A 21,890-nucleotide genomic window follows, 5' to 3' on the forward strand; every position below is an offset into this window, starting at 1 on the left:
TTGATAGATACACTCTTTACAGTTCTTTGAATTCACTCCATTTTGCTGTCCCAAACACTTAATACTGAAACGAGTTCACTATTTTGAACAGATGAGTGGGTCAGAAAGTCCGACGATCTCGTTCTCGAAGAAGGTTGACGAGAAAGGACGGCTCGTCATCCCGAAGGAGCATCGCCAGGCACTCACCATTGAAGGGCGGGAAGCACTCGTAGAATTTGAGGCCAAGAAAGTAACTTATCTCGACACCGACGACGGAGGTGACGCCTAGAGCTGACGCTCAGTGCGGCGAGTTCCAGGGGGCAGAACCGACGCCCCCATCTCCTAGGTGGACTGCCTTGGCCCGGCTATGTCCACCTAGGACTCGTCGTCCTAGGTATTAGGGGTTTACTCTCCCCGACTCCACAGGCTGCTTCTACTGAAATCCGAGGTGGTGAGCCGTGAGCGTCGAGAATTTCGACGGTTACGGTCTCGCAGACCACCTCTCTATTATCTACGGTTATACAGATGACTATGGCGAACTGCATATCAAGGAACTCTCCCGATCGGGCTACGGTGAGCCTGGTCCCTCACCGGGTGATGTGATCGAGCGTGAGTTGACCAAATCGACACTTGATACCCGTCTTCCTGAACTCGATCTCCCTGGCGAAGATGGCCTCGCTCGTGATGACTGCGGTGAAGACCTGCCCGCCTTCGCCTGTGCTAGCGACGAAGGATGTGCGAACACCGTCTATATTGGCTGCTCCTGTTCTTCGCCAACTTGTGAGCGTGACTGGCCAGCGGCGGTCAAACCGAAGGTTACCCGCTCTGCTGGCAAACTTGAGGGGCTACGATGGGCACTCTATGTCCGATACGACGGGCGGAAAGATATTGGATGGAACATAGTCTGGTTTGGGGGTGGATCATGAACCTCTCGCTCTGCGGGCAGGACCGACTTGACGCTATTACCGTCAATGTGGGTTCACAGCCACCGTCGAAGCTCTTGCAATCCATCGCAACTGCTGACCGATTCCAGCAACATCTCAAAAAGGCTGTCCGTCATCTTCTAGCCGACTCATACCGTTCTGACTGGCTTTCGATTCTCTACGAAGCAGGAGTCACTGCTCGCGATGGCCGCTACGCACAACTCGTCTGTTGGCTGGATCGCCCACCTGAACATGATGCACACCAAGACGCGCTCGACTACACTGCCGCACTCGGGCAAGGACAGGCGACCATCGACGGGACATATCCGACGCTCGAAGAAGCTCTCGGCGGCGATCTTGTCGACGGACCACTCGCACTGCTGGATGCTGCTGACCGTACACCGACCATTGCAGCCAGTCTTGATAAGACGATATTCGCTGAGCGTCCCCGCCAACAGCGTGAGAACACCCTCGAATTGCTCTCGATTCTGGACACGCGGTGCGACGTGTATCTTATCTGCACCGGACGTACGGCTCGCTGGCTGGCCGACAATCACCGCTCTGACCTGCCGCTGGACTTTGATAGCTGTCTGGATACTGGGTGTGATGGGGATCATCCAGCTGAAGACGTGGCTACTGAGGCTCCCAGGACGCTTGACCCAGAGGGTGGACCCGTCAAAATTCTGCGGGAACTGGCCGATGAACCCACCCAGACAGTCCCACAGGCATCATTGCCCGACTTGGTGCGTCGTGATGCATCGACGGTCTGCCAGTATCTCAACAAACTTGCTGGACTCGGTCTGATTGATCGCTACTCTATCGGTACTGGCAACCATGTTTCACTCCGCGAATCTGGTTCGGTGTTGTTAGACCGTCTCGACGCCGAGATTGGCCGACAGTCTAAACTCGATCGTCTGTTTGAAGAAACCGGAAGCTTCCACAAGAGGCCGTGTAAGCCCGCATGCAAGAGGGGTCAGGGGGGACCGCCTGGACAGCAACTGCCGACCGCGACCGCAGACGACACTGCTACTCTAACCCGTCCTGCAACTGCACCCTACCGCACTCGGTTTCTTAGTCGCGCTCAGCATGATGCCACAGTGTCGGTTGCCACAGCTGGGGAGATCTCGGTGGCTGAGAGTGACGTACCTGATAGCCGCTCAGAGTCGATTAAAGACCTCCACGTGAGAGGTGTGAGCTACGATGCCGACCGTGACGAAGCACTGGTAGCAATTCGAGCGACGACGCCCCTTCAGTACATAACGAGTGTTGCATTGAGTTTGGCGTCACCACGATTGTTCGATCAGGTTCTCCCAGTCAATCGCCTGGATGATCTCGATCCTTCGGCGTTCATTCTCCGGTCAGCCCGATGTATTGGCTGTATCTCCAGTGAAGCCGAAGATGATCCACAGGTACTTCGTGATGAAATCGTCGAGTGGGGCCAGAAGTTGGCCGGAATGACAACGGATCTGCGAAACGGCGAGTACGAGGACCGTAACCAGTTTAGAAGCCAGATCATGCGCTCGGCACACGGTCTCGCCGGGACTATCGCTCACCTGCTCGACGTCGCCGGCGTCGACTTGATCCGGGAAGTCCGTGTTCCGAGTGGACTCAACGAGAGCGATATCTCTGAGATCGCCAAGACGATGAGCATTGCTGCGTCGATCCAGTCGTCATACGGTCATTACGCGACCTATCGGCAGCTGTTCGAGGATCGGCCAACGAAACTGCAAACTGCACTCTCACCGAAAGTCGATGCAGTTGACCCATTGGGTGAGTACATTGGGTCGCTGGTGGTTCGCAGTCCTGACGCAAGCCGGGTAAGGGAAGCGTTGGAAGAACAGCTCTCTGACCCGCTGCCGGTTCGTGAGGACGCACCGGAGATCGCGGTCCAGGTGCCGCTGCGGGAGGTTGACCGCTCGGATTACGTGGCTGTGATGAGCCGTCTTGGAGAACACAAAGGATTGGAGAAAACTCAGGAGGCAGTGACGCTCTGCCAGACACTGGCGAGCGATCCGTGGGCAGTGTCGGAAGCGCTGAACCGGCTGGGATTGGAGTCACGACCGCGAGACATCCGGCTTGACGAGGTTCGGGTGGCACTGTCACATCTTGACGCTGACCAATTGCTCCCCGATGCGACACCAACAGTTTCGTTGACGGTGGCGGCGCTGTTGCGGTCAGCACAGCCACTCTCGAAGACAGAACTAGCCGAGAAAGCCGGTGTGAGTAGCCGGTCACTCCGCAAGGACGGGAATCTCGATGCGCTGGTGGCGCTGGATTTGGTTCGGGAGACCGATAACGGGACCTACCGATTCGCATTGCCGTTTGCGACTGAAGAAGAACGAGGGAGTAACATCTGTCCCGCTGCGGTCGACGATGATCTCGCAACAGCTCGTGACGTTCTCTACGAGGTCGTGCTTGCGACTGTTGACGATGTAGCGAGAACAGCTGACCCCGATGATCCTGTGGGGGGGACATTCTACGGGCCTGGCTTGGAGGGCGACCCGCTACGGAGGGAACTTCCGTGGATAGACCCCTGGATTCGAGTGGCGAGATTGCTCTGTGATGAGCCAACATCGAGGGATATGACAGTTAGTTTTGGCGCAGCAATAGAACAGACAGCGGTTCAAAATCAGGGTGTTCAGCGCGCCGATTAGTCACCCTGGCATTCGTCTTTAGCTAATACTCAGAGTAATACTGGATCGCGTCGATTTGAGAGTAGATCTCGTCAGAACACGACTTCTACGGGACGAAAAGACGGTTTCCAAAGGTTCTGCATCAGCTACTTTCAGCTGCAAGAGCGTTTCAGTCGTTAGATTTCTTCATCTACTATCACCAGGCATAATCATCTAGTGAAATATTACTACTGGTCTTAGCTAAAGACGAATAGTCACCCTGGTTAGAGTCGGTGGAGCTGTCTTCGCTCGAGTCCTGGTCTTCGGGTTCGTTCAGGTCGTCGTCAGTCGCGTTTTCGAGTTGGCTCCGATGGGCGACGGCAAACAACTCGGCGGCCTGGTCGTCGGTCACGGTGAGCACTTCGACGGGATGATGGTCGAGTCCAGCAACACGGGCAGCCTTGATGCGTTTGTGACCGTTGATGATTGTTCCATCCTCTCGAACGACGGGGAAGCTCTCGGCGTACTGGTTGCGATAGCAGGCGCGAATGATCTCATCCTTCGGTTCGAAATCGAGGTTGTGATCAGGGAACGGCTGGAGTTCGTCGACATCCCGCCATTCGACCCGTTTCTTTGGTTTGATGACCTCGACGATATCTGGCGTGCGGATGAAGACGCTGCCGAGTTCCTCTGTGTCGTCGGCAGTCACGTTGTGCATCACGACGCTGCCTCGATCGTGATGAACGCGCTCAACCCATCCCTTGTAGGTTCGTCCAGCTGCGACGACACGGGCGTACTTGCCCTGTAACGCCCAGTCAAGCGTGTTGTGAAACGGATTGCCGGTCATTGGAGAGACTGGGCCTTCCAACCGGCGCAAATCAGAACTCGGTTCAGATCACAGCACAGCGACCGCCCGCTCAGGAGCACACTTTCTGCGGGGACGACTGAGCATATAAGTCACCCGTCTTCTCGTTGAATCGTCTGAACCACTACGTTTTCGCTCTTATTCCGAGAAGCACCCTGATAAAGAAATAAACACAGATACACGCTATTATTCGGGATCAGGATTCATTTTCTACTCAACTAAGAATGGTCAGCTGGAGCACCTCACAATTCGTCATCTACGTATGATCCCCTTGGGTTCAATCACACTGGTCTATCATGCCAACTCCCGATCAAAGGCCATGTGGTGTGTCTCCTGCCAAGGATCCATGCAAGGGCAGGACACGTATCTCAGGACATCTGGCTTATTGCCATCTCTCGAACGATGATTGATTGGGCCCCAAATCTTGATGTTGAAACTCGTTCAGCCGGCATTTTTCAAGCCCACTTTCCCGGAGTTCGCGTTTGGTCTTCTCTCCGAATTCTGGCGCTACCAGAAGCCCCCGTACTGATGCGTTGTCTGTCCGATTGTAGTGTTTCACGTACCGCTGTAACTGATCCACGTGAGAGAGCTTTGCATACTGAGTCTTCACTTCGATGATGACCCGATTCCCACTTCTGTCAGCACCCACGAAATCAATCGTGCCCACATCGATCGGATGTTCGTGATGAAGTATCCGTAAACCGTCCTCCAGCGTTTCCGGGTTGGATTGGATGAACGCGTGCATTTCCTCCTCTGTCTCTCTGTGCTCTGGCTCTGCTTTGTCAGTAGCACTATAAACGACAACCAGCGGTACTTCTTGGAGATGGATATGGATCGTGTGCTTTCCCTTCGATTTGCTCGCATAGAGGAGAAAACCAGTCTCCAGTGGGTATAGTTCCAGGGTGCTATTCACTCCCTGCCGGGCGATCGCTCGGGCCCAGTTTGGCCGATGGACTGAGATGGCACCATCTGGCTTGCAGAGAATAATTCGTTGACCAGTCCCGATTGACCCATTTCTGTTCCCCCGCCACTCAACAGAGCACGTCGCAAAAACTACGAGAACTTTATCCAAACCCTGCGATTCTGAAAGAGCGCTCTCAAGCGCCTCAAAATCAGGCTTAACGATCTGATCAACAATCATTTAGATGACCTTCGAGTTGTCATTGGGTGGTTCGCTATCCGTCTCCAATACCAGTAGATCCATCATCAGGTTTCCGGTGAATACCCCACCGTATCGGTCACCCCAATACTGACAGACATCAAGTTGTCGAAGCTATTAGTTAATTGTACAAGCGTGAGCTATAGCCCAGTTCAGGACGTGAACATCTCCAGGTGGGGTGATGGGGTGTCTTCGTTCTTGGTGCAGCCAAACAGAACGGGAGGCGACGCAGAATCAGGATCGGCGACGAGTCGTTCGCAGACTGCCTCGAATACTGCACTGGCGGTGGCTGAGTGTTCCTTCGTTCGGACGAGTTGCTCGTATCCGTCCAGATAGACGCAGACGGGGTAGCCTTTCGCCGGCTGGAAGCGCTCCCAGACATGACTCCAGATGGAATCCGGCTCCGTGGTGAACAGCTTTTCATCCAGTATCAGACGACGGAACAATCCCTGCTCGTACTCGTCGTGGTCTTGGAGGAACACTTCGAATGCCGCTCTGATTTTGGCTTCGCCTTCACCGGAGGTGACATGGAAGACTTGTGAGTCAGCGAACGGTGAACGGTCCTGGATATCGTCGGCCGCGTAATGAGTTCCCCACTCGTCCCATCACTTGCCGAGTCAAACAGGTGTCTGAGCGTAAGAACCGGGGTCTCCTCGGAGTCTATCGCCTCGTCGGCACGTCGCGTTGCCTGCTGCACCAGTTGTTCTAATTCCGCACCCGTTCGGTGAGAGAGGAATCGGTGGACGTCATCGATTCCTTCCTGCTCTTCGTGGGCATCTAGCTTGCCGTGAGTCACGAACCGTGTAAGCTGGTTGGGCAGCCGCCCTAAAGGCGCTCGCTTGTTTTCGTCGCGGACGCTTGCCTGGTTACGGTGTATCCGCTCAAGGTAGTGGTGCAAAACCGCAATCGACTCATCATCAACAAGTGATCCGAACGACACGGTTCGACCCAGACGACCGGGACGACGAAGTGCCTCGTCGCTGAGTTCCGCCATGTTTGTGGATGCGATGACCCTGACCGGACGCTCATTCCGTTTCGTGTCGACGCCGTCAAGCAAGACCAATAGCTGGGCGACAATCTGAGCGCTATACTCCTGTGTCGACTTCCCGCGGGACCGCGCAATCGCGTCAAGTTCGTCGGTGTAGAGGATCCGTGACAGATTGTCCCGCGCCTGCTCAAACCGCTCCCGGAGAATGCGCTCGGACTCGCCGACCCGCCGGCTCAAGATCTCAGGGGCCCGAAATCTCGACAGGAACAGAGCCGTACTGTTCGCGGCAAACTTCCATGACGGGTTCCGTTTTCCCCGTGACAGGCGGTCCTTCAAGCAGGAGGCCGTGTTCGGGGTCTAAGCCCCACCGGCCTCTGTCAAGTCGAAGGAACTCCTTGTTGGCTTCACGCTGGTCGGGTAGGCCAGCCACGCGGAACTCCCTGACCGGTCGGTAGTCCTCCTCGATATCCCCAAGGTCGACAGTGACGCGATCGGCGAGGCGTTCGGACCCCCTTATAGCGTTGTTATCCTCGTCGTCAGCCGAGAGCCTGAACCCGACCAGGAACGTATAGTTACCGTTCTCGCCCGTGTCCACCTGCTGGCCACGGATCGCTACAATCTCGAACGCAAGGGCACACCAGAGGTTAACATCGTCGGGCCCTCGGTAGCGGTAGCGCCGTTTTTGCGTCGCCGCTTGCGGGTCGACCTCGAAAAGCGGTGGATCGGATGCATCAGTATCTCGGTCGTCAGCCGATGTCGTGGTGACGAATTCTCGAAGCCGGCGTTCACCAGCGGGCGAGACAAGCTCGTAGTGAAGCGGCTCGTCCGTGGGGTCGTTGACCTTGATAAGCTTGTCTCGCCACGTCCCGAACTCAGTTTCACTCTGTGTCATCATACACCTCCTCTATCAGGTCCTTGGCCGCACGGAGCATCGTACAGTCACCGTTGTTCGTCTTGGTCTATCTCCAGGACCTGATGCAGCCCAATCAAGTTTCCAAGACGTTTCAGAAACAGCTACCCAGAGAGATCGTCACAGTCAACCATCGCCAGGGCTGACTAATGATTGACGACAATCGATAACTACGCAATGAATCCTCCTCAACCAGCTTCTGAACCGTACGGGAAAGGGGATGAAGTAACCGTGTACGTAGGTGAAGACGACCCCGACGTCCGGTACCACGGCGTCAAATGCATCGTCACTGACCGCTTGCAGGATGATCTGAACACCGAGACAGGGCGTGACCGTGATCAGTACCTCTACCGCGTAAAAAGACGGTCAACGGGCGAGGTTCTTCCTATTGATTTCCGGCACGGTGATCTTGTACCCACGACGACATTAGAAGAACACTCTTCAGAAGATGATTATTGACTGCTTCTCGGCTCTATCAGAAGTTCGGAAGGTATGAGCGCACAAATTAATATCTTAGTTACACTAACGAAGTTAACTACGTAGGGAACGGTAAACTCGCATACAGATGATCATCTTTTAACATATTATCGGGTCGAAAAGGGTCTTCCTCCTATCTTAAATGTTTCTCGTTGTTTGGGGGCTCAATTTTGTCCTGGTTTGTCTCGAACGTGCTGCCGTCACCTATTCAGTACTTCATCAATCCTCCTTGCTATTGGACTATTTTCAACATCCGAGATTAGATTTCGCATCTTAGATGTATTTATACTGGAATACACTCCCATCACAATATCATAGATACGTTCAGTTTCTGCCTCGGGGTAAGGTCCAGTCGAAAACCGATCGTCAGCCCACTGTGTATAATTTATGTTTTGGATGTTGCCCTCCAAAGTATCCCACATCTCTGCAGTATCATCTTGTAAGTCGAAATATAGGCTTGTAGTCAAGGCATCAGCTAGCCTAACAAAGAATTCTGCGAGCTCGTTTGCACCATTCTCCGGGCTTGAATCACTACAGTATTGATTCAAGAATAATGTGTAGTTGGCAACCGCTGATAGTGTCTCGCTCCGTTCGTCAGATATCGGTGGTATCGGTATATTCTCAATGTAAGGAGCATCTAGATTCCTTGCAGTCTCGGTGGATTCATTATAGACCATCCGATGAACGTAATATGAAACAACCGGGCAGTTAAGCACTGCAAACAAGCTTGACATCGTATAGGGTGAATCCGTAGTTTCCACAGGAGCATTAACGATATCCCCAGTACTAGCGAACCGACCGGTTTCATCCATATACACGACTACGCGACTCCCTCTCAGTACTTTGAACAATAATCTAGGTTGACGGGTCTTTTCCGCGCTCTTCCGATTGGACTCCGTTAAATTATCTAGATCAATATACCTGACCCCATCCGAATCAAGATGGTACCGTTGTAATGCCGGATTGTCATCAATAAAGGGAGTTTCCCCCTCCACGATATTTTTCTGGTCATCTCCGAGAATATATACACCACGGAAAGGTCTCTGATGCCAATACTCAGTAAAGTCGGTACAAGACTCGAAGTCCGACACGATACGGTCATCTTCTTCAGTAAACGGATGCAGGATAATCGTCTCAGACTCTTTCATCGCAGATTGACTGGCCCAACCTACAAACTCAGGTTGATTCGCAGTTGTACTCCGTAGGTCCCTACTTCGGTGGACCGTAGGTGTCTGATTAGTTGTGTCTTCATCAAGTGTGTGAATTATTGCGACTGTCTCAAGATCTACCCCTACAAATCCTAATCCTACGTTATATATATGCTTGAATTCAGTTTCAGAGATTATCTTTCTCCGTATGTCTGACCAAGAACTATAAAATGCGATACTCTTATTGACAATGTAAGAAATCGCTCCTTGTTTGTGGACAAGATCAAGGGCGCGTTCATAGAACCATTCGCAGGAATCGCTTGCACCTTGACATTCGTAATTTACATCACTTTTCAGTAGGGGCTCTTCCTCTGTTCCAATTGATGCACCGTAAGGTGGATTGCTGATGATGACGTCGAACCCACCGTATTTCATGAATACGAGCGGGAATTCGAGCGGCCAGTGGCACGCATCCAACTTGTCTTCTCGGAAGTCTTGTCCGGCGTACTCCCGTTCGATGAGAACACTCCAATCGTCTGGGTCTGAGAAGTGTTCTCGAAGTTGATTGAAGATCTTCTCAACACCCTGCTTGTTGAGTGCCGGGCTGTCCAACCGTGCTTTGTATTTGTACGTGGTGAACCCTTGACTCTCCAGATATCCGTCGATGGATTCAGGTATCCCATCCGGGATTTTGATGCTGAGCGTTGTGGAGGATTGCGGGGCCGCATTTAGACTGTCCCACGCTGCACTCACGTCGTCAACATGATCAGCCATTGTGAGCCGATTGTTGTTCGAGTCGCTCTGTGCTCCTGCGTACCACTCATCGAGGTCTTCTTTCAGATCGTCATGCCGACGTTCGAGGTCACGCTTCGTCTCCTTCTCGGGGTCACTGGATTCCCTGTAGTCACGAACATCCTCCCCGTACTGGCGTAGTTGGTCCTCCATCGTGGAAGAACCCAAGGTGTGCTGCTCGCCGGTTACTGCAGCGGTTTCAGTAAATCCGAGGAGGCTGTTTCCGGTTCGGATGTTGAACGTGATATCCGGCAAGGGTGGGATTTCGTCACGTTCGTCTACGGTTGCACCTTCGGTCGTATCTACTGGAGTCGCGCTGATCAGCCACAGCCAAAGCCGGAGTTTACAGATCTCCGTTGCCCCTTCTAGGATATCCACACCGAAGATGTTCTGAGCAATGATTTGGCGTCGGAGTACGTACTCATCAGTGTTAGGTCGGCACATCGACCGCCACTCGAACAGAGTGTTCGCTACTGCGAGAGCAAATGAGCCGCTCCCAACTGCGGGGTCACACACCTTCAACTCCTGTAACTTCGAGTCCAGATACTCCAAGACTTCTGGGGAGGTTTCGTACTCCTCGTAGAGGACGTCAAATCCGTCCTTCTGGTCAGATTCGATTGACTCGATTTGATTCTCACCAGGCCGGTACAGGTCGTCAGGGTTGAGGGCTCTAGGTTCTTTTCCTTCGTTGAGGTCTTCGTCGATCTTCTCCAGTAAGCCTTCCCACAGCGCTCGGCGGGCTTTGAAGTCGGTTATGTCCTCCCCGGTATAGTACGCACCGACCTCGCTGTTACCCTCGGAAAGCAGGTCATTTCTCTCGGAAGGGTCTAAATCACTGAGCCGGACGTCATCGCCGACTTTACTCACCGAGATGACGAACTTCTCGTAGATGTACCCTAAGACGGCCGGGGTGAGGTTTCCTACAGTGTCCGATTCATCTTCGTCTGTCCCCTCCAGCCCATCCAGGAGCCAATTGTACTCGTTAAGTTCGCTGATTAGTGCTTCCCAGTCAAAGTCCTCAACGACAAGTTCCTCGCCCTCAGAGACGGTGGTCCCGTCCGTCGTGGTGAGGTCCTCCGGCTGGAAGAGCCCACCGTTCAGGTATGGGACGTTGAGCCAGTAAGACCCGGTGAATTTGACGTCATCGGCGTCTCGGGAGTTCAGCCGGTCGAAGAAGACAGTCCGGAGGAGCGTCCAGAAGTCGTCGTGCTCGTCTACAAGCGTATTGAACACGCGATCTGTCTTCCCTGGAACCATCTCCTTGGAGTCGTTCACCGGGATGACAACGCCACGTTCAACGAGGAAGTAGAGGAAAATCAGGCGGTCGATGATTCGCTGAGCGGACAGAAGCTCCTCTTGCTTGCTGAGCGTGTATCCGCTCTCAGTGGTGAGAGAGCTTGCGAGGTCGGATCGGTGGTCCCACAACTCTCGGTAGAAACGATCAACGACGTCCTTGTAGTCGAAGAGGACGTTGATGTCTTCGGAAACCTGTTCCAGCTTATCGAGCTTACTTTCCGCCGTCGTACCCGTGTGGATGTCGGGATTGTAGATGAACTGGAAGTTCCCACGGGACGCACGGAATACCTGAACCCGATTGGTTTTTGGGTCGAAGAACCAGAAGTACTGTAAGCGAGTTCTCCGCTTCAGTTCCTGTGCGATCTTCTTCGGCGTATCCTGAGGGACATCATCCATCGGGAATTCGAAGTACGCGATCCGCACAGAGCCCTCAATACTGAATCGGTACTTGACGTCATGGTTTGAGTCGTACGTTAAGGTGTCCGACGTAGGCTCTTCGAAGTATCCAGCATTGGCCAGGTACTCGTAGCCATAGCCGTCAGTTCCGTCGCCCTGTGGCGTAGCGTCCAACGTCCTCGGGTAGTTCGTAGTATCAGTCATGGTCATGGTATTTGATAACCGCCTTCACCTCGCTTTCTCCAGACTTACTCATCCCTTTCTCCGACATTTGAATAATTGTTTGCCATTCTGATGAGCTTCGGATCTCGTTATCTGGGTTCGACATCCAGCCATAGTCCTCTTCTTGGATTGACGACAGACTGTCTTCCAGGGTGTTCCGTTGGGGGACCGTGTACGTGTCCGCTTCCAGTCGCTCACGAATCGCTGAAAGCGTCTCTTTCATCTCAGGGTCAGAAACTACGCCCATTACCTCTTCTACCTGGTCAACTAACTGTGAGGCAGCACGGCCTAATTGACCTGCTGTAACTCTCTCGCGGTTGTACTGTTCCTGCCGTTCTTCTCGAATCTTTTCGATGGTCTCCTTATCACCGTCGGTGAGACCGTCTTCGTTTGAACCGGCTTTCACACTCCGATGCAACGGTGTCCAGATTGAGGGGTCGCCTCCCGTCTCCCCGAGAATAGCGAAGTCAGATAGTACCGTTTCCCGAACCTCAGCGTCACTATCAGCTGTTTCCTGTTCCTGACTGTCAGGGGATTCCAGAACGGTGTAGATTGGCCGTCTTATCGATGATGAGACTGCTGAGACGTCATCAGTAGTCAAATTGTATGTATCAATAGCCCGCCGGAGGATGCGATCTGTTCGGGTTTCCTCCGGTGGGGCCTGTTCCGGCGCAATCTCACTTGGGTTCGAGGAGGCCATCGTTTCGTTATACTCATCCAGGCTTTCGATATATTCTTCTCGCTCCTCTTCGTGCAATTGCTCGATCTTCTTCTCGTCCATCAGCCAGACGATGAAGTCCAGACCCACGATGTCGAGTATGGTGTCCAGCCGAGCGTCCAACTTTTCGTACAGTTCGAGTTCTCGGTCGATGGAATCTGCTGGCCGGAAGTTGTGGACCTCAACCTTCTTCGGGTTCGTAATGCGTAGCGCTCGGCCTGTTCGCTGAATTAGCGTGATAGGATTGTACGGGAGGTCGAAATTCACGATGACGTCCGCACGCGGAATGTTCACCCCTTCCGCCAACATATCTGTGGTGATTATGACATCGAACTTTCCCCGGTTGAAGGAGGAGACGAACTCCTCCTTATCCGCAGATACCCCTCCATGAATACGTCGAACTCCTTTGAATTCCCCAGAAAGGCTGTGATACAGATACTCAACTGTGTCACTGTATTGAGAGAAGATGACAACCGGTTTTTCGTCAGTTAATTTGTCCTCGATGATTGACCTGAGTCTCGAAACTTTGTGGTCATCAGGATAGGGAACAGTGGAAGTGTGACCGAACGAAGACGTGATCCGGTCTAACATCTGATCAATAAGATTGATATCTGTTTTGAGATTACTGAGCACCGTCTCCTGAACATCTGAATCCAAGGAACGATAGGTGGTAACGACGGTCTCCAGTCGTTCGAAGTCTGTCGCATTAGCAGCTTCTTGTGGGTCAATACTAGTAGAAAGTGAGGCAACGTCATTTTCCGAAATCGCCGTGTCTCTCTTGATTGACTCGTAGTATAGGATGAACCGTTTGTGAAGATTGTCGATGCTGTCGTGGAATGCCTTGAGGCTACTTTCGAGACGCTTGTACAACCGCCACTTATGTCGGAAGATCAGATTATCGAAGTCTTGGTACCCCTGACCGTCCCAGAGCTTCGAAGGTTCGTAATTAAGTTGATCAAGGAAGGGGACGATCTCCTCGAATACCTCACTCTGGTACCGGTGGGGGTAGTCATACTCTTCCTCTGTGATTTCGGGATCGTCGTATTCAACATCGTCTCCCGCTAGCTCACGCAGATCGTCTTTGAACTCTTCCTGGATAATGCGCCACGTGATTTTGATGGACAGTTCGTTCTCGATCTTTTTGATGTCCTGAATGAGGCTGTTGCTGAGGTCGTCGTACTTATCCAACTTATTCAACTGTTGTCTGGTGTTCTCGTAGTGTGATTTTAGACCAGCCCTCTCAAATTGCTGTACCCGTCCTGCCCGGTAGAACAAGTCGATTAACGAGAACAGATCTTCGGGGCTGATGTTGATCGGTGTCGCGCTCGTCAGGAGGACATCGGAGTCGCTGTTCTGCCGAATGATGTCTTCCAGATTGTTCCGACGATTACTGTCATTCCGGAAGTTGTGAGCCTCATCAACGATAATCAGACTGAACCGGTCAGTGTAATCTCGATAATCAAAAACCCGATCACCCTCGGTTGCTTCTTCGAGTGGTTGTTTCTGAAGCATTCCCATCGAAAGGAATTCTGTTGCAGAATCGATATCGAATTCCTCGAAGACCTCTTCCCACTCGTCAGTCACGTTAGAGGGTGCTACTACCAGGATCTCTTTATTCGGCGACCGTCGGTGGTATGTTGCTGCAGTTTGAGCCGCGACGTATGTCTTGCCAGTACCGACACTGTTCGAGAGAATGTATCCTCCATACCGCTGGAGTCGTTCCATCACGATGTTATACGTTAAATTCTGGTACTCCAGAAGGGGTGAGCCATCAGATGAGACACTGCTGTCTAACAAGTAGTCTCGGTCGAGGTAGCGAATGAGCTTCGCAAAGAAGACAGACGGTGGCTGGTATACGTAGTCGCTCTGTTGAACCTTCTCAAGAACCTCCAATACGTCAAGATCCTCTTCCCCTTGTTCCCACAGCTTGTCGAACCACTCCCGGAATAACTCTCGGTCTTGGTTCCCAGTCTGCATCTGCACCGAGAGCTCGATGTTATTCTGGAGCCCCCCTTTACTGAAGTTAGCTGAGCCTGCCCAGACGTCGTCTGGCACCTCAGAGCGAAGGTAAAAGCTGTACAGCTTCGGGTGAAAGTTCCGCTCAGTAATCACCCGGAAATCCACCAGCCCGCTCTTAATAAACTGCTTGAGGACTTCGATTGCTTCGTCATCGTATTCAATAACCTGGTCGGTGACTAGAGAGAGGAGGATCGACTTGGTCCGGTTCGAGGTTTCAGGCCCCATTACCACTCGTATGGGTGCCTCAGTCCCCCACTCCGCGTCGTCTATTTTACTGACGGTGTCAGCCTCAATTAATTCCTTAAACTTCCCAGAGACTGCTTCAAAGCCCGAAAAGAAGAGAAATCCAGTTCCGATATCCATCCGGAAACTGTTCTCACGATCTTCCTCGATTGCTTTAGTCAGGTAGTGTTCAAACACATCAAGTACACTACCCTCTTTGTCCTCTTCTAAGAGACCCGCGTTATTGTCGATGACCCGGTTTCCGATATCTTTCATTTGTTCTCACGTTCCTTTTGTAGAGGCTTCATGACTGAATCGAGCGGCGTGTGATCCTCTTTGTTCTTGATTTCTTCAACGCGTTCTTCAACCGTCCGGTTAGCGTTATCGACAAGCGGAGGGAGATAAAGCATCTTGTTACCGAATGTAACCAACACGCCAACTTAGTGTTTAGCTATATATTGCTGCCCGGTCCTGTATTCTCCTCTAAGGTCACTCTTGAGGATGCGATGGTGACATGAGTTTAGTGGGTGAGCTGGTCGCTGTTACCCCCCTAGTCGATAAGCTCCAGTTAGCTGCTGATTCGGGGGCAAAGACAGTGCTACTACCTGCGAGGAACAAAGAAGATCTAGCAAAGATACCTGATGAACTCCTTGATCAACTTCAGCTCGTATTCTACACTGATCCGCTTGACGCAGCTAGTAAAGCAATAGAGTTGGAATGATCTCGCGCGACGAGTAGATTGCTATTCAACCAGTTCCAACAGGAAAGAATTTTAAACTTTTTTCGATTTTCCTTCCTCTTCGAGAGGCTTTAATTTCAGACAGGTAGCCCGGCGGTCACATCCAATATGATCCGAAATATCTGTCGTCCCACTCGGGCCGATTTCAAATAGAGCTTCCAGAAACTCTTGGGGAGGGGGCTCCCCAGTGAATTTTCACTTTCTTCATTTCGATCCCGGTTGCCAATAGTAATCATATACTCTAGTATTGATAATACACAGATTGGTAGGGACTGTGAATCTTTATCGGTATTATAAGATTATTGTAGTTTTGCGACGCACTGCCAATTGTGGTCATGCTTATCGCGCTAATCAGATTCTACTCGACACTCTATTTTGTCTGTTCTGAGCGCTACGACAGTCTCGCTTCCTGGAAGGCGTCGTCGACGACCTCGGGCGTCGGTGCATTCAGGTAGGGCTCGATCGCCTGGAAGCTGTCCCACCCGCCGACCTGCATCACGACGCGCGGGTTGATCTCTTTCTCGACGAGGAGTCGCTGCGCAAACCGTCGACGGAGATCGTGACTCGACACGAGCTCGAAATCCTGGTCGCCCGTCGCTTCCGCAGCGACCTCGGCGGTTCGCTTCACCGCTGCTCGCACACCACGCTCGGTCAGATCGATGAAGGGGTCTTTCGGGGCGATGTTCTCGTTGCGCTGGTACTGGCGGAGATCACGCTCGACGTCGTCGGGGAGGAACGCATCGCGAGGTTTTCCGCCGTTCCCGGTCGTGTCCTTCCCCTCAGGGACGCGCAGTCGATACGTGCCGGTGTCGGTCTGTTTGATGTGCCGGGGCTGGATCTGTGGCATCTCGAACGCACGCAGGCCGACGAACGCCCCGAGTTGAATGATGATATCGTCACGATAGCTCGCGGTCGCTCGACGAAGTTCTTCGACCTCGTCGTCGGTCATCCAGACCTTCGTTCGATCTTCGTGATTCGTCGCTTCCAGGCGCATGCAGACTACTGTACTTTCCTACGTGAAGTTTCTAACGACGTATGTATACTGGCCGCTATGCGGCTGAATTTTCACTCGGAAGACGGGGTGTTCGGCGAATCGTTTCCGACTTATCAGACAAGTCGTCACTGGCGAGAAAGTCGGTGATGTCTATCGCGTCTGTTAGGAAAGGCGTGCAAGATATAGAGGGTATATCGGTCACTGTTGGTCTCAAAAAACCACTATGAGTATAATGTGTTTGGCGTTTCAGTGCAGCGCCCTTAAAACCAACTGAGGTCGGTTCTAACACTCTCTTTCATCTGATCACCTGCATCACGAGCCTGTTGATTTGCCTCTTTCATATCGTCAAAAGCAACCTGGAGGTTCACTTCCCACTCAATACTGTTTGGTGAAGCCACATTAAGAATAACACATTCATTATCTATTGACGCAATACTCTCAAGCACGTCCAAGACTTCCTCCATCTTTTCGGCCTGATTCCGGTGAGCTCTGATATAATCTCTCATAGCTTCTTCGGCCTCCGGATTAAAGTCATAATTGTTGATAATGTCTTTAGCTTGTATCGGAAAAGATCTGAATTCAGATAATGCCTCTCTGCATTCCTGATACCTCCGTATATAGGCAGAAGCAAGCTTATCAGGCATATTACTTCCAGGTTCATCAACGTATTTGAAGGCTTTTTCAACATATTCTCCCACCATTTCTAAACTATTATTTAGCTTCTTGACTGTTTCATTTTTCTCCTGCTCAAGAATTGATATTTCGACTATCGCCCTTTCTATACCCTCGTGATCTTCAGGATTCAGGCCATCAACAATCTCACTATTTGTGACTGTATTTCGTGACTCCTCATTATCGTTATGTATAGAGCTATGACACTGATCACAAACAGTCACAAGATTGCTCATATCATGACTTCCCCCCTTAGAAACTGGGACAATATGATGAGCATGAAGCTCAATATTACTATTCTGCTCCCCGCCTATACCACAGTTCTGACACTCATGGTCATCCCTTGAGTAAACCTTTTTTCTACGCGAATCCCAATCTGACGGGTAGTTGTTTGTCACAGTTATAATTGATTACAAGCAGATAAAAAATCACTGTGGCTTGCAAGATGGCCGACTGCTGACTTCATGCTCTATATCTTGCATGCTAGTTGGTAACACAGTAGTGTAGACGACATATACTTCTCTGTCTTCAGCAAGGATTCTCTCTGTCACAGAGGTTTCACTGGGCCTCCAACTGTCATGCGGAAGTCTGACGGGGGATTATTATACCAGAACACATCCAGTCTGATATCAGACCGAAATCGGTCTGGGTGAGGACTGAACTCATGGACCGTATCAAACAGATCGCCGAAGCGACCGACGACGAGTTACGGACGTACCTGAACCATCTCGGGTGGGAACGAAATCCGTTCGCTCATCCGGCAACTCCTGATGAGTACGTTCTGCCGAACGCTGACGACATTGCTGACGTGACGGCAGCGATTCGCAACTACACCGGGCCGATACTCATCCACTCACGGTACTCCGGCGCGGGGAAGACAACGCTCCTTCGAACGCTACTCGATGACTACGAAGAGTGGTATGAGACGGCGTACATTGGGGAACACAATGTGACACCCTATGAGCTGGCGGCGATCGTTGCGGACCAGATGGATGTCGGGAAGTCCTCGTCAACGAAGTTGACAGAACAGAAGATCCGAGATTCTCTCTCAGAGTATGATGGCGATCCGTTCCTGATCGGGATTGACGAGTTCGGACTGAACGACCCGGACACACTGCATGTCATCCAGTTTTTGAATGACCTTGATGAAGTGCAAGTCATTCTGACCGGGATGAGCAGTCAGTGGGACGCCATCGGCGACCTCGGAAGCGATGGGCGAGCCTTTCAGCGCCGAGTGTCGTTCCAACTCGAACTCGAACCGTTCGATCGCGATAGAATCGGTCGGCTGGTTAAGCGCCGCATCGCAGCTGAAGAAGAGCAAATCGATGAGATGGAGCCTGAAGAAATTGCGGCGCTGTCACCTGCGCCATTCACAAATGACGCGCTCGACGTGATCCACGAGCGGTCCAAGGGAATACCAGCCGTCGCAACGGCTGCCTGTGCGGAGTTGATTGGGTTGGCTGCCTACCAGTATGCCCAGGGTCTGGGAGATGAGGTGACGGCGTCACTGGCCGAAGCGATTGACTATGCGGAGCCAGAAGTCGAATCGTAATCACAATACTATCGGAACACAATCAGAGTGATATCAATATGGGCCGACGGAAGATTACCGAGGAAGCACAAGAGCAAGCACAAGATGAGAGTGATGAGAACAACGGAACCGAGCGGATGCAGTTGACTCAACGGATGCCCACCGAACTCCTCGACGACGTAGACGAAGTTGCGGATCGACTCGGGATGAGCCGTAATGCGGCAATCAATATGCTTGTCGAGCGAGGGCTAGATGAGTTCTGAAAGACATCGTTACAATATCTGTTTGAAATCGTTATGATATCAGACTGAAGCTATGACTAATGATCCTGATCTCCCGACACCGGATGAGATAATCACGATTCACGACGAGATCGAAGACGTATATGACCTGAAATACACTGGCGCAGCCGTCGCAGCGCCACGCCTTGAGCTACGGAATATTCTGGAAGAGGTCGAGGAGTACGATGGGACTTTTCTTCGGGCAGCAGCGTTGCTTCGGAACGTGCTCACAGCACATCTGTTCGAAGACGCTAACAAACGAACGTCGTGGACCGTAACTGCGTTCTATCTCGAAAGCCGTGGTGCTGAACCGGCTGTTACCGACAAAGATGAAGTGGAGAAAGTACTGAAACGAGTTCGCCGCTACGATGTCGAAGAACTCGCAGACTGGTTAGCAGAGGGTGAGATCGACCGTGAGAGACTGCAATAGCGAGATGTGCAAAGATTCAAGCGTCCAGATAGGGTACAGATTAGTATGAGTCTCGTAGATTCAGAAGACGGGGGTTCGGAAGAGCTTCGCCGCCGTGTTCAAGAATTTGTCAACGAGAACCGAGAGCTATTCGACTCACTTGATGAATGAGTGTGTTGGTGTCGCTGTGATACTCTAGCTGGTCCTCTCGCTGAGTCCAGCTTGACCAGAGTAGCTGAATTTGTCTGATATTAGAATGGCTCCACTCTGAAATCGTTATGACATCACTCTAAATTCGACCGGAATCGTTCGGGCGGGTAGAACACGACGTGGACGGTCGAGCCGAGGTTGTACCAGGAGAGCGGGAGAAAGCCGACTTCGAGGCCCCACTCTCGCGCCCAGCGCGTGATGTCCATCCACCCGTTGCGCTGCTGCTGGTCGGGATCGGCGGTCTTCGACGGCGTGACCATCTCGACGTTGCCGGGATAGACGTGCATCCCGTAGACGGCGGGGTCGCCGGACTCGTCGAGCCAGAGCGTGCTGTGGTCTCGATACGGCGGGGCGTGTGGCGGGTCGTCACGAGCGCCGATTGTTTCGAGCTCACGTTGCTTCCAGTCGCGTTTTTGCTGACAGGTGCAGCTACCCTCGCCTGTGATGAGACGGCGAACACACGGCGTCTCAGCGGGCTCTGCGAGGTCGAAGGCGTCGACGAAGGCATCCCGCTGGTACTCGCCCATCATTGCAGCGAGCGCCCGCCAGATGTCGTTCCACTGCGGGTTGTCTGGCTCGTGATCGAGGTAGTCGTGGATGGCCTCTTTGAGCTGGTCGTACTCGTCCCATGCCGGGACTGGTTCGTTCGGGCCGGGCGTCGGCCAGTCGGCGCGGTCGTCGTGGTCGTCGCTGGAGTCAGTCATAGATGCCGAACTGGTAGATGGCGTCGAGGTACCGTTCGCGCACTTGGTCGCCCCAATCCTGTTTATACACGTCCATAATATCCGTCCCGTCTTCCGCTGTTGCTGTCCCTTTGTCCCCTCGGATGTACTTAACTAGCGTTGGGTCAAGGCTGTCTTCGTGATGACCACCAGGCAGCATATTTGTGGTAAAAAACGTTCTGAACCAGTGCGGTGTGAACGCTCCTGTATCGCCGTCGTCGACGAGGCCGGTTTCTTCAGCCCAATAGTTCGTCAACTTCACATTCGGATTCGTTTCTCCAATTCGGGTTGGCTCTCCTCTGGGTTTCACCCACAGTGGATGTGGATAACTCGTCTCCGGTCGGACAGCGAGCCAGTCGAGCAGTGCCTTCTTCAGCTCGCCGTCAATTGGGATTTTTGTGCCACGTTTCCGTTTGTTCCCGAGCCGTCGCTTCTCGCCTTGGAATGTCTCTCCTATTGTCGGCTCGCTCGGTATATAGAGGGTATCGGGGTGGTCGGCAATCTCGTCAACGAGCGTCACGTCGTGCTGTTCGAGAACGTCGTCGTAGATGTCGTGATCCAGATTCAGGAATGCGAGGTCGATATTGTAATTCTCTCCTTTTCGGATACCTGTCTTCCCAAATGTGACGCCCATCGCCCGCTGCTGGAGGTTTGTAATGGCTCGCAGGTATTCCCCAATGTCATCAACCGTACGGTCGATTTTATCGGGGTCGTCGTGGTCGAAACCTGTTTCATCACAGACGTAGGCGACTGGGTTCGATTCGATCACGTCGCGTTCCAGCAACTCCTTCAAGAACGACTGGACCATTCGTAACTTGGTTTCTACACTTCGAGACCCTTGTCCAGCGTCTTCGAGTTGTTGTTTGAACGCTCGTGCATCGGCAAGGGTCATCTCGTCGCGCCAGTCAACGAACTCATCCCACGCTTCCCAGTCGGTGCTGTCGGGCGATTCAACGACGATGTTGTGAATGGCGTTGAATCGTTTGTCTGTCACGTCATCGACGTTCTGTTTGTGTTCGAGGAACTTCTCTAGCGGCTGATTGTACCACTGCTCGTCAAAATTGAGATTACCGTATTTAGTCATCGATGGAGAGTTTGAGATACCCGTCTTCTGAGGGTTCGTACCGTGCCTTTTTTTCCTCCATTAGTTCGCTCATGAGGCCGGTAAAATCGTCTTCGAGAAGGCCAACGAGATCATCTACGTCCTGTGCATCATCAGTAGAGAGATTCGCGTGAATCCAACCTTTAAGCTGAGTTTCGATTTCGGAACTTGAACCATCGTCTAGTTTGAGTGTGCTTGGAGTCGCTGGAGTTTCGTTCGGCGCATAGTCGTGGCCGAATTGCCGACGTCCAGCACGGATCATACGTTTAGTATATTCGGTAAGCGACAGATCACGTTCGTCAGCTTCCTCTACCCACTCGTTGGGGGCATCCATATGCACTTTTGCCATACGTAAATATGGATTGAATACATAAAAAGGTAAGTTTTTCGGAATCAAAGAACTACAAAGAGTGCAACTATCTTAAACATATGAGATATTATTATTTCTATATGATAAACAGAGGGCTACGGGAAGCCTCTTTGAATTACAAAGATTGATAGATA

At 52.1% G+C, this 21,890-nt stretch carries 19 protein-coding genes; 7 read left to right on the forward strand and 12 right to left on the reverse strand.

The features are described 5' to 3' along the window. Positions 1-91: 91 nt before the first annotated feature. The 3 genes from BMX17_RS26490 (at position 92) to BMX17_RS25515 (ending at position 3,556) form a co-directional block, all read left to right on the forward strand. On the forward strand, positions 92-268 hold the full coding sequence (locus BMX17_RS26490) for a division/cell wall cluster transcriptional repressor MraZ (protein ID WP_170845526.1): 177 nt from the start codon (positions 92-94) through the stop codon (positions 266-268). Between the two features lie 169 nt (positions 269-437). Further along, on the forward strand, positions 438-905 hold the full coding sequence (locus BMX17_RS25510) for a hypothetical protein (protein WP_139203668.1): 468 nt from the start codon (positions 438-440) through the stop codon (positions 903-905). Then, on the forward strand, positions 902-3,556 hold the full coding sequence (locus tag BMX17_RS25515; RefSeq protein ID WP_139203669.1) for a hypothetical protein: 2,655 nt from the start codon (positions 902-904) through the stop codon (positions 3,554-3,556). The genes BMX17_RS25510 and BMX17_RS25515 overlap by 4 nt, the downstream gene beginning before the upstream one ends. A 175-nt stretch (positions 3,557-3,731) precedes the next feature. Here BMX17_RS25515 and BMX17_RS22450 read toward each other — a convergent pair whose 3' ends face one another. From BMX17_RS22450 to BMX17_RS22485, 7 genes are all read right to left on the reverse strand, one after another. Continuing rightward, positions 3,732-4,361, reverse strand: coding sequence for a ParB N-terminal domain-containing protein (locus BMX17_RS22450; protein ID WP_244515085.1), 630 nt, complete (start codon positions 4,359-4,361; stop codon positions 3,732-3,734). 400 nt (positions 4,362-4,761) lie between these two features. Next, the gene (locus tag BMX17_RS22455) at positions 4,762-5,520 is read right to left on the reverse strand and encodes an endonuclease NucS domain-containing protein (protein WP_092664262.1); all 759 of its coding nucleotides are present in this window, start codon (positions 5,518-5,520) and stop codon (positions 4,762-4,764) included. A gap of 170 nt (positions 5,521-5,690) precedes the next feature. After that, positions 5,691-6,020 carry a hypothetical protein gene (locus BMX17_RS22460; protein WP_139203670.1) on the reverse strand — a complete coding sequence of 110 codons (330 nt, stop codon included), beginning with the start codon at positions 6,018-6,020 and terminating at the stop codon, positions 5,691-5,693. Next, the gene (locus BMX17_RS27625; protein WP_092664266.1) at positions 5,969-6,862 is read right to left on the reverse strand and encodes an AAA family ATPase; all 894 of its coding nucleotides are present in this window, start codon (positions 6,860-6,862) and stop codon (positions 5,969-5,971) included. Before BMX17_RS27625 ends, BMX17_RS22460 begins: the two co-directional genes overlap by 52 nt. Continuing rightward, positions 6,768-7,418 carry a hypothetical protein gene (locus tag BMX17_RS22470; protein WP_139203671.1) on the reverse strand — a complete coding sequence of 217 codons (651 nt, stop codon included), beginning with the start codon at positions 7,416-7,418 and terminating at the stop codon, positions 6,768-6,770. Before BMX17_RS22470 ends, BMX17_RS27625 begins: the two co-directional genes overlap by 95 nt. 695 nt (positions 7,419-8,113) lie before the next feature. Next, positions 8,114-11,749, reverse strand: coding sequence for an Eco57I restriction-modification methylase domain-containing protein (locus tag BMX17_RS22480; protein WP_211611428.1), 3,636 nt, complete (start codon positions 11,747-11,749; stop codon positions 8,114-8,116). Continuing rightward, positions 11,742-15,002, reverse strand: a complete 3,261-nt coding sequence (locus tag BMX17_RS22485; protein ID WP_092664272.1) for a helicase-related protein — start codon at positions 15,000-15,002, stop codon at positions 11,742-11,744. Before BMX17_RS22485 ends, BMX17_RS22480 begins: the two co-directional genes overlap by 8 nt. 238 nt (positions 15,003-15,240) lie before the next feature. Between BMX17_RS22485 and BMX17_RS22495 the strand changes: the two genes are divergently transcribed. Further along, positions 15,241-15,447 (forward strand): S16 family serine protease, encoded by a 207-nt coding sequence (locus BMX17_RS22495; RefSeq protein WP_280141432.1) that lies wholly within the window; start codon positions 15,241-15,243, stop codon positions 15,445-15,447. Between the two features lie 409 nt (positions 15,448-15,856). Here the strand turns inward: BMX17_RS22495 and BMX17_RS22505 are convergent, their stop codons facing one another. Further along, positions 15,857-16,459 (reverse strand): tyrosine-type recombinase/integrase, encoded by a 603-nt coding sequence (locus BMX17_RS22505; protein ID WP_092664276.1) that lies wholly within the window; start codon positions 16,457-16,459, stop codon positions 15,857-15,859. Between the two features lie 260 nt (positions 16,460-16,719). Then, complete coding sequence (locus tag BMX17_RS22510; protein WP_170845527.1) at positions 16,720-17,529, reverse strand: HNH endonuclease; 810 nt, start codon at positions 17,527-17,529, stop codon at positions 16,720-16,722. 266 nt (positions 17,530-17,795) lie between these two features. On the opposite strand from BMX17_RS22510, the gene BMX17_RS22515 reads away from it, so the two are divergent. The 3 genes from BMX17_RS22515 to BMX17_RS22525 are packed head-to-tail and all read left to right on the forward strand — an operon-like array spanning position 17,796 to position 19,373. Continuing rightward, on the forward strand, positions 17,796-18,683 hold the full coding sequence (locus BMX17_RS22515) for an AAA family ATPase (RefSeq protein WP_092664280.1): 888 nt from the start codon (positions 17,796-17,798) through the stop codon (positions 18,681-18,683). 38 nt (positions 18,684-18,721) lie between these two features. Further along, complete coding sequence (locus BMX17_RS22520; RefSeq protein ID WP_092664283.1) at positions 18,722-18,925, forward strand: ribbon-helix-helix domain-containing protein; 204 nt, start codon at positions 18,722-18,724, stop codon at positions 18,923-18,925. A gap of 52 nt (positions 18,926-18,977) precedes the next feature. After that, positions 18,978-19,373, forward strand: coding sequence for a type II toxin-antitoxin system death-on-curing family toxin (locus BMX17_RS22525; protein ID WP_092664285.1), 396 nt, complete (start codon positions 18,978-18,980; stop codon positions 19,371-19,373). Between the two features lie 263 nt (positions 19,374-19,636). On the opposite strand, the gene BMX17_RS22530 is transcribed toward BMX17_RS22525, so the two are convergent. The 3 genes from BMX17_RS22530 to BMX17_RS22540 are packed head-to-tail and all read right to left on the reverse strand — an operon-like array spanning position 19,637 to position 21,735. Continuing rightward, positions 19,637-20,266 carry a hypothetical protein gene (locus tag BMX17_RS22530; RefSeq protein WP_092664287.1) on the reverse strand — a complete coding sequence of 210 codons (630 nt, stop codon included), beginning with the start codon at positions 20,264-20,266 and terminating at the stop codon, positions 19,637-19,639. Beyond that, positions 20,259-21,368, reverse strand: coding sequence for a site-specific integrase (locus tag BMX17_RS22535; protein ID WP_092664289.1), 1,110 nt, complete (start codon positions 21,366-21,368; stop codon positions 20,259-20,261). Before BMX17_RS22535 ends, BMX17_RS22530 begins: the two co-directional genes overlap by 8 nt. Then, a complete protein-coding gene (locus tag BMX17_RS22540) occupies positions 21,361-21,735 on the reverse strand; it encodes a DUF5805 domain-containing protein (protein WP_092664291.1) in 375 nt (124 codons plus the stop codon). Before BMX17_RS22540 ends, BMX17_RS22535 begins: the two co-directional genes overlap by 8 nt. Between the last annotated feature and the right edge of the window lie 155 nt (positions 21,736-21,890).

The sequence above is a fragment of the Halorientalis persicus genome (assembly GCF_900110215.1).
Taxonomy (GTDB): Archaea; Halobacteriota; Halobacteria; order Halobacteriales; family Haloarculaceae; genus Halorientalis; species Halorientalis persica.

What these genes read in the sequence shown, in the direction of transcription:
- BMX17_RS26490 (WP_170845526.1), top strand. Translation starts at nt 92, where the DNA reads ATGAGTGGGTCAGAAAGTCCGACGATCTCGTTCTCGAAGAAGGTTGAC.
- BMX17_RS25515 (WP_139203669.1), top strand. Translation starts at nt 902, where the DNA reads ATGAACCTCTCGCTCTGCGGGCAGGACCGACTTGACGCTATTACCGTC.
- BMX17_RS22450 (WP_244515085.1), bottom strand. Translation starts at nt 4,361, where the DNA reads ATGACCGGCAATCCGTTTCACAACACGCTTGACTGGGCGTTACAGGGC.
- BMX17_RS22455 (WP_092664262.1), bottom strand. Translation starts at nt 5,520, where the DNA reads ATGATTGTTGATCAGATCGTTAAGCCTGATTTTGAGGCGCTTGAGAGC.
- BMX17_RS22470 (WP_139203671.1), bottom strand. Translation starts at nt 7,418, where the DNA reads ATGACACAGAGTGAAACTGAGTTCGGGACGTGGCGAGACAAGCTTATC.
- BMX17_RS22480 (WP_211611428.1), bottom strand. Translation starts at nt 11,749, where the DNA reads ATGACTGATACTACGAACTACCCGAGGACGTTGGACGCTACGCCACAG.
- BMX17_RS22485 (WP_092664272.1), bottom strand. Translation starts at nt 15,002, where the DNA reads ATGAAAGATATCGGAAACCGGGTCATCGACAATAACGCGGGTCTCTTA.
- BMX17_RS22495 (WP_280141432.1), top strand. Translation starts at nt 15,241, where the DNA reads ATGAGTTTAGTGGGTGAGCTGGTCGCTGTTACCCCCCTAGTCGATAAG.
- BMX17_RS22505 (WP_092664276.1), bottom strand. Translation starts at nt 16,459, where the DNA reads ATGCGCCTGGAAGCGACGAATCACGAAGATCGAACGAAGGTCTGGATG.
- BMX17_RS22515 (WP_092664280.1), top strand. Translation starts at nt 17,796, where the DNA reads ATGGACCGTATCAAACAGATCGCCGAAGCGACCGACGACGAGTTACGG.
- BMX17_RS22520 (WP_092664283.1), top strand. Translation starts at nt 18,722, where the DNA reads ATGGGCCGACGGAAGATTACCGAGGAAGCACAAGAGCAAGCACAAGAT.
- BMX17_RS22525 (WP_092664285.1), top strand. Translation starts at nt 18,978, where the DNA reads ATGACTAATGATCCTGATCTCCCGACACCGGATGAGATAATCACGATT.
- BMX17_RS22530 (WP_092664287.1), bottom strand. Translation starts at nt 20,266, where the DNA reads ATGACTGACTCCAGCGACGACCACGACGACCGCGCCGACTGGCCGACG.
- BMX17_RS22535 (WP_092664289.1), bottom strand. Translation starts at nt 21,368, where the DNA reads ATGACTAAATACGGTAATCTCAATTTTGACGAGCAGTGGTACAATCAG.
- BMX17_RS22540 (WP_092664291.1), bottom strand. Translation starts at nt 21,735, where the DNA reads ATGGCAAAAGTGCATATGGATGCCCCCAACGAGTGGGTAGAGGAAGCT.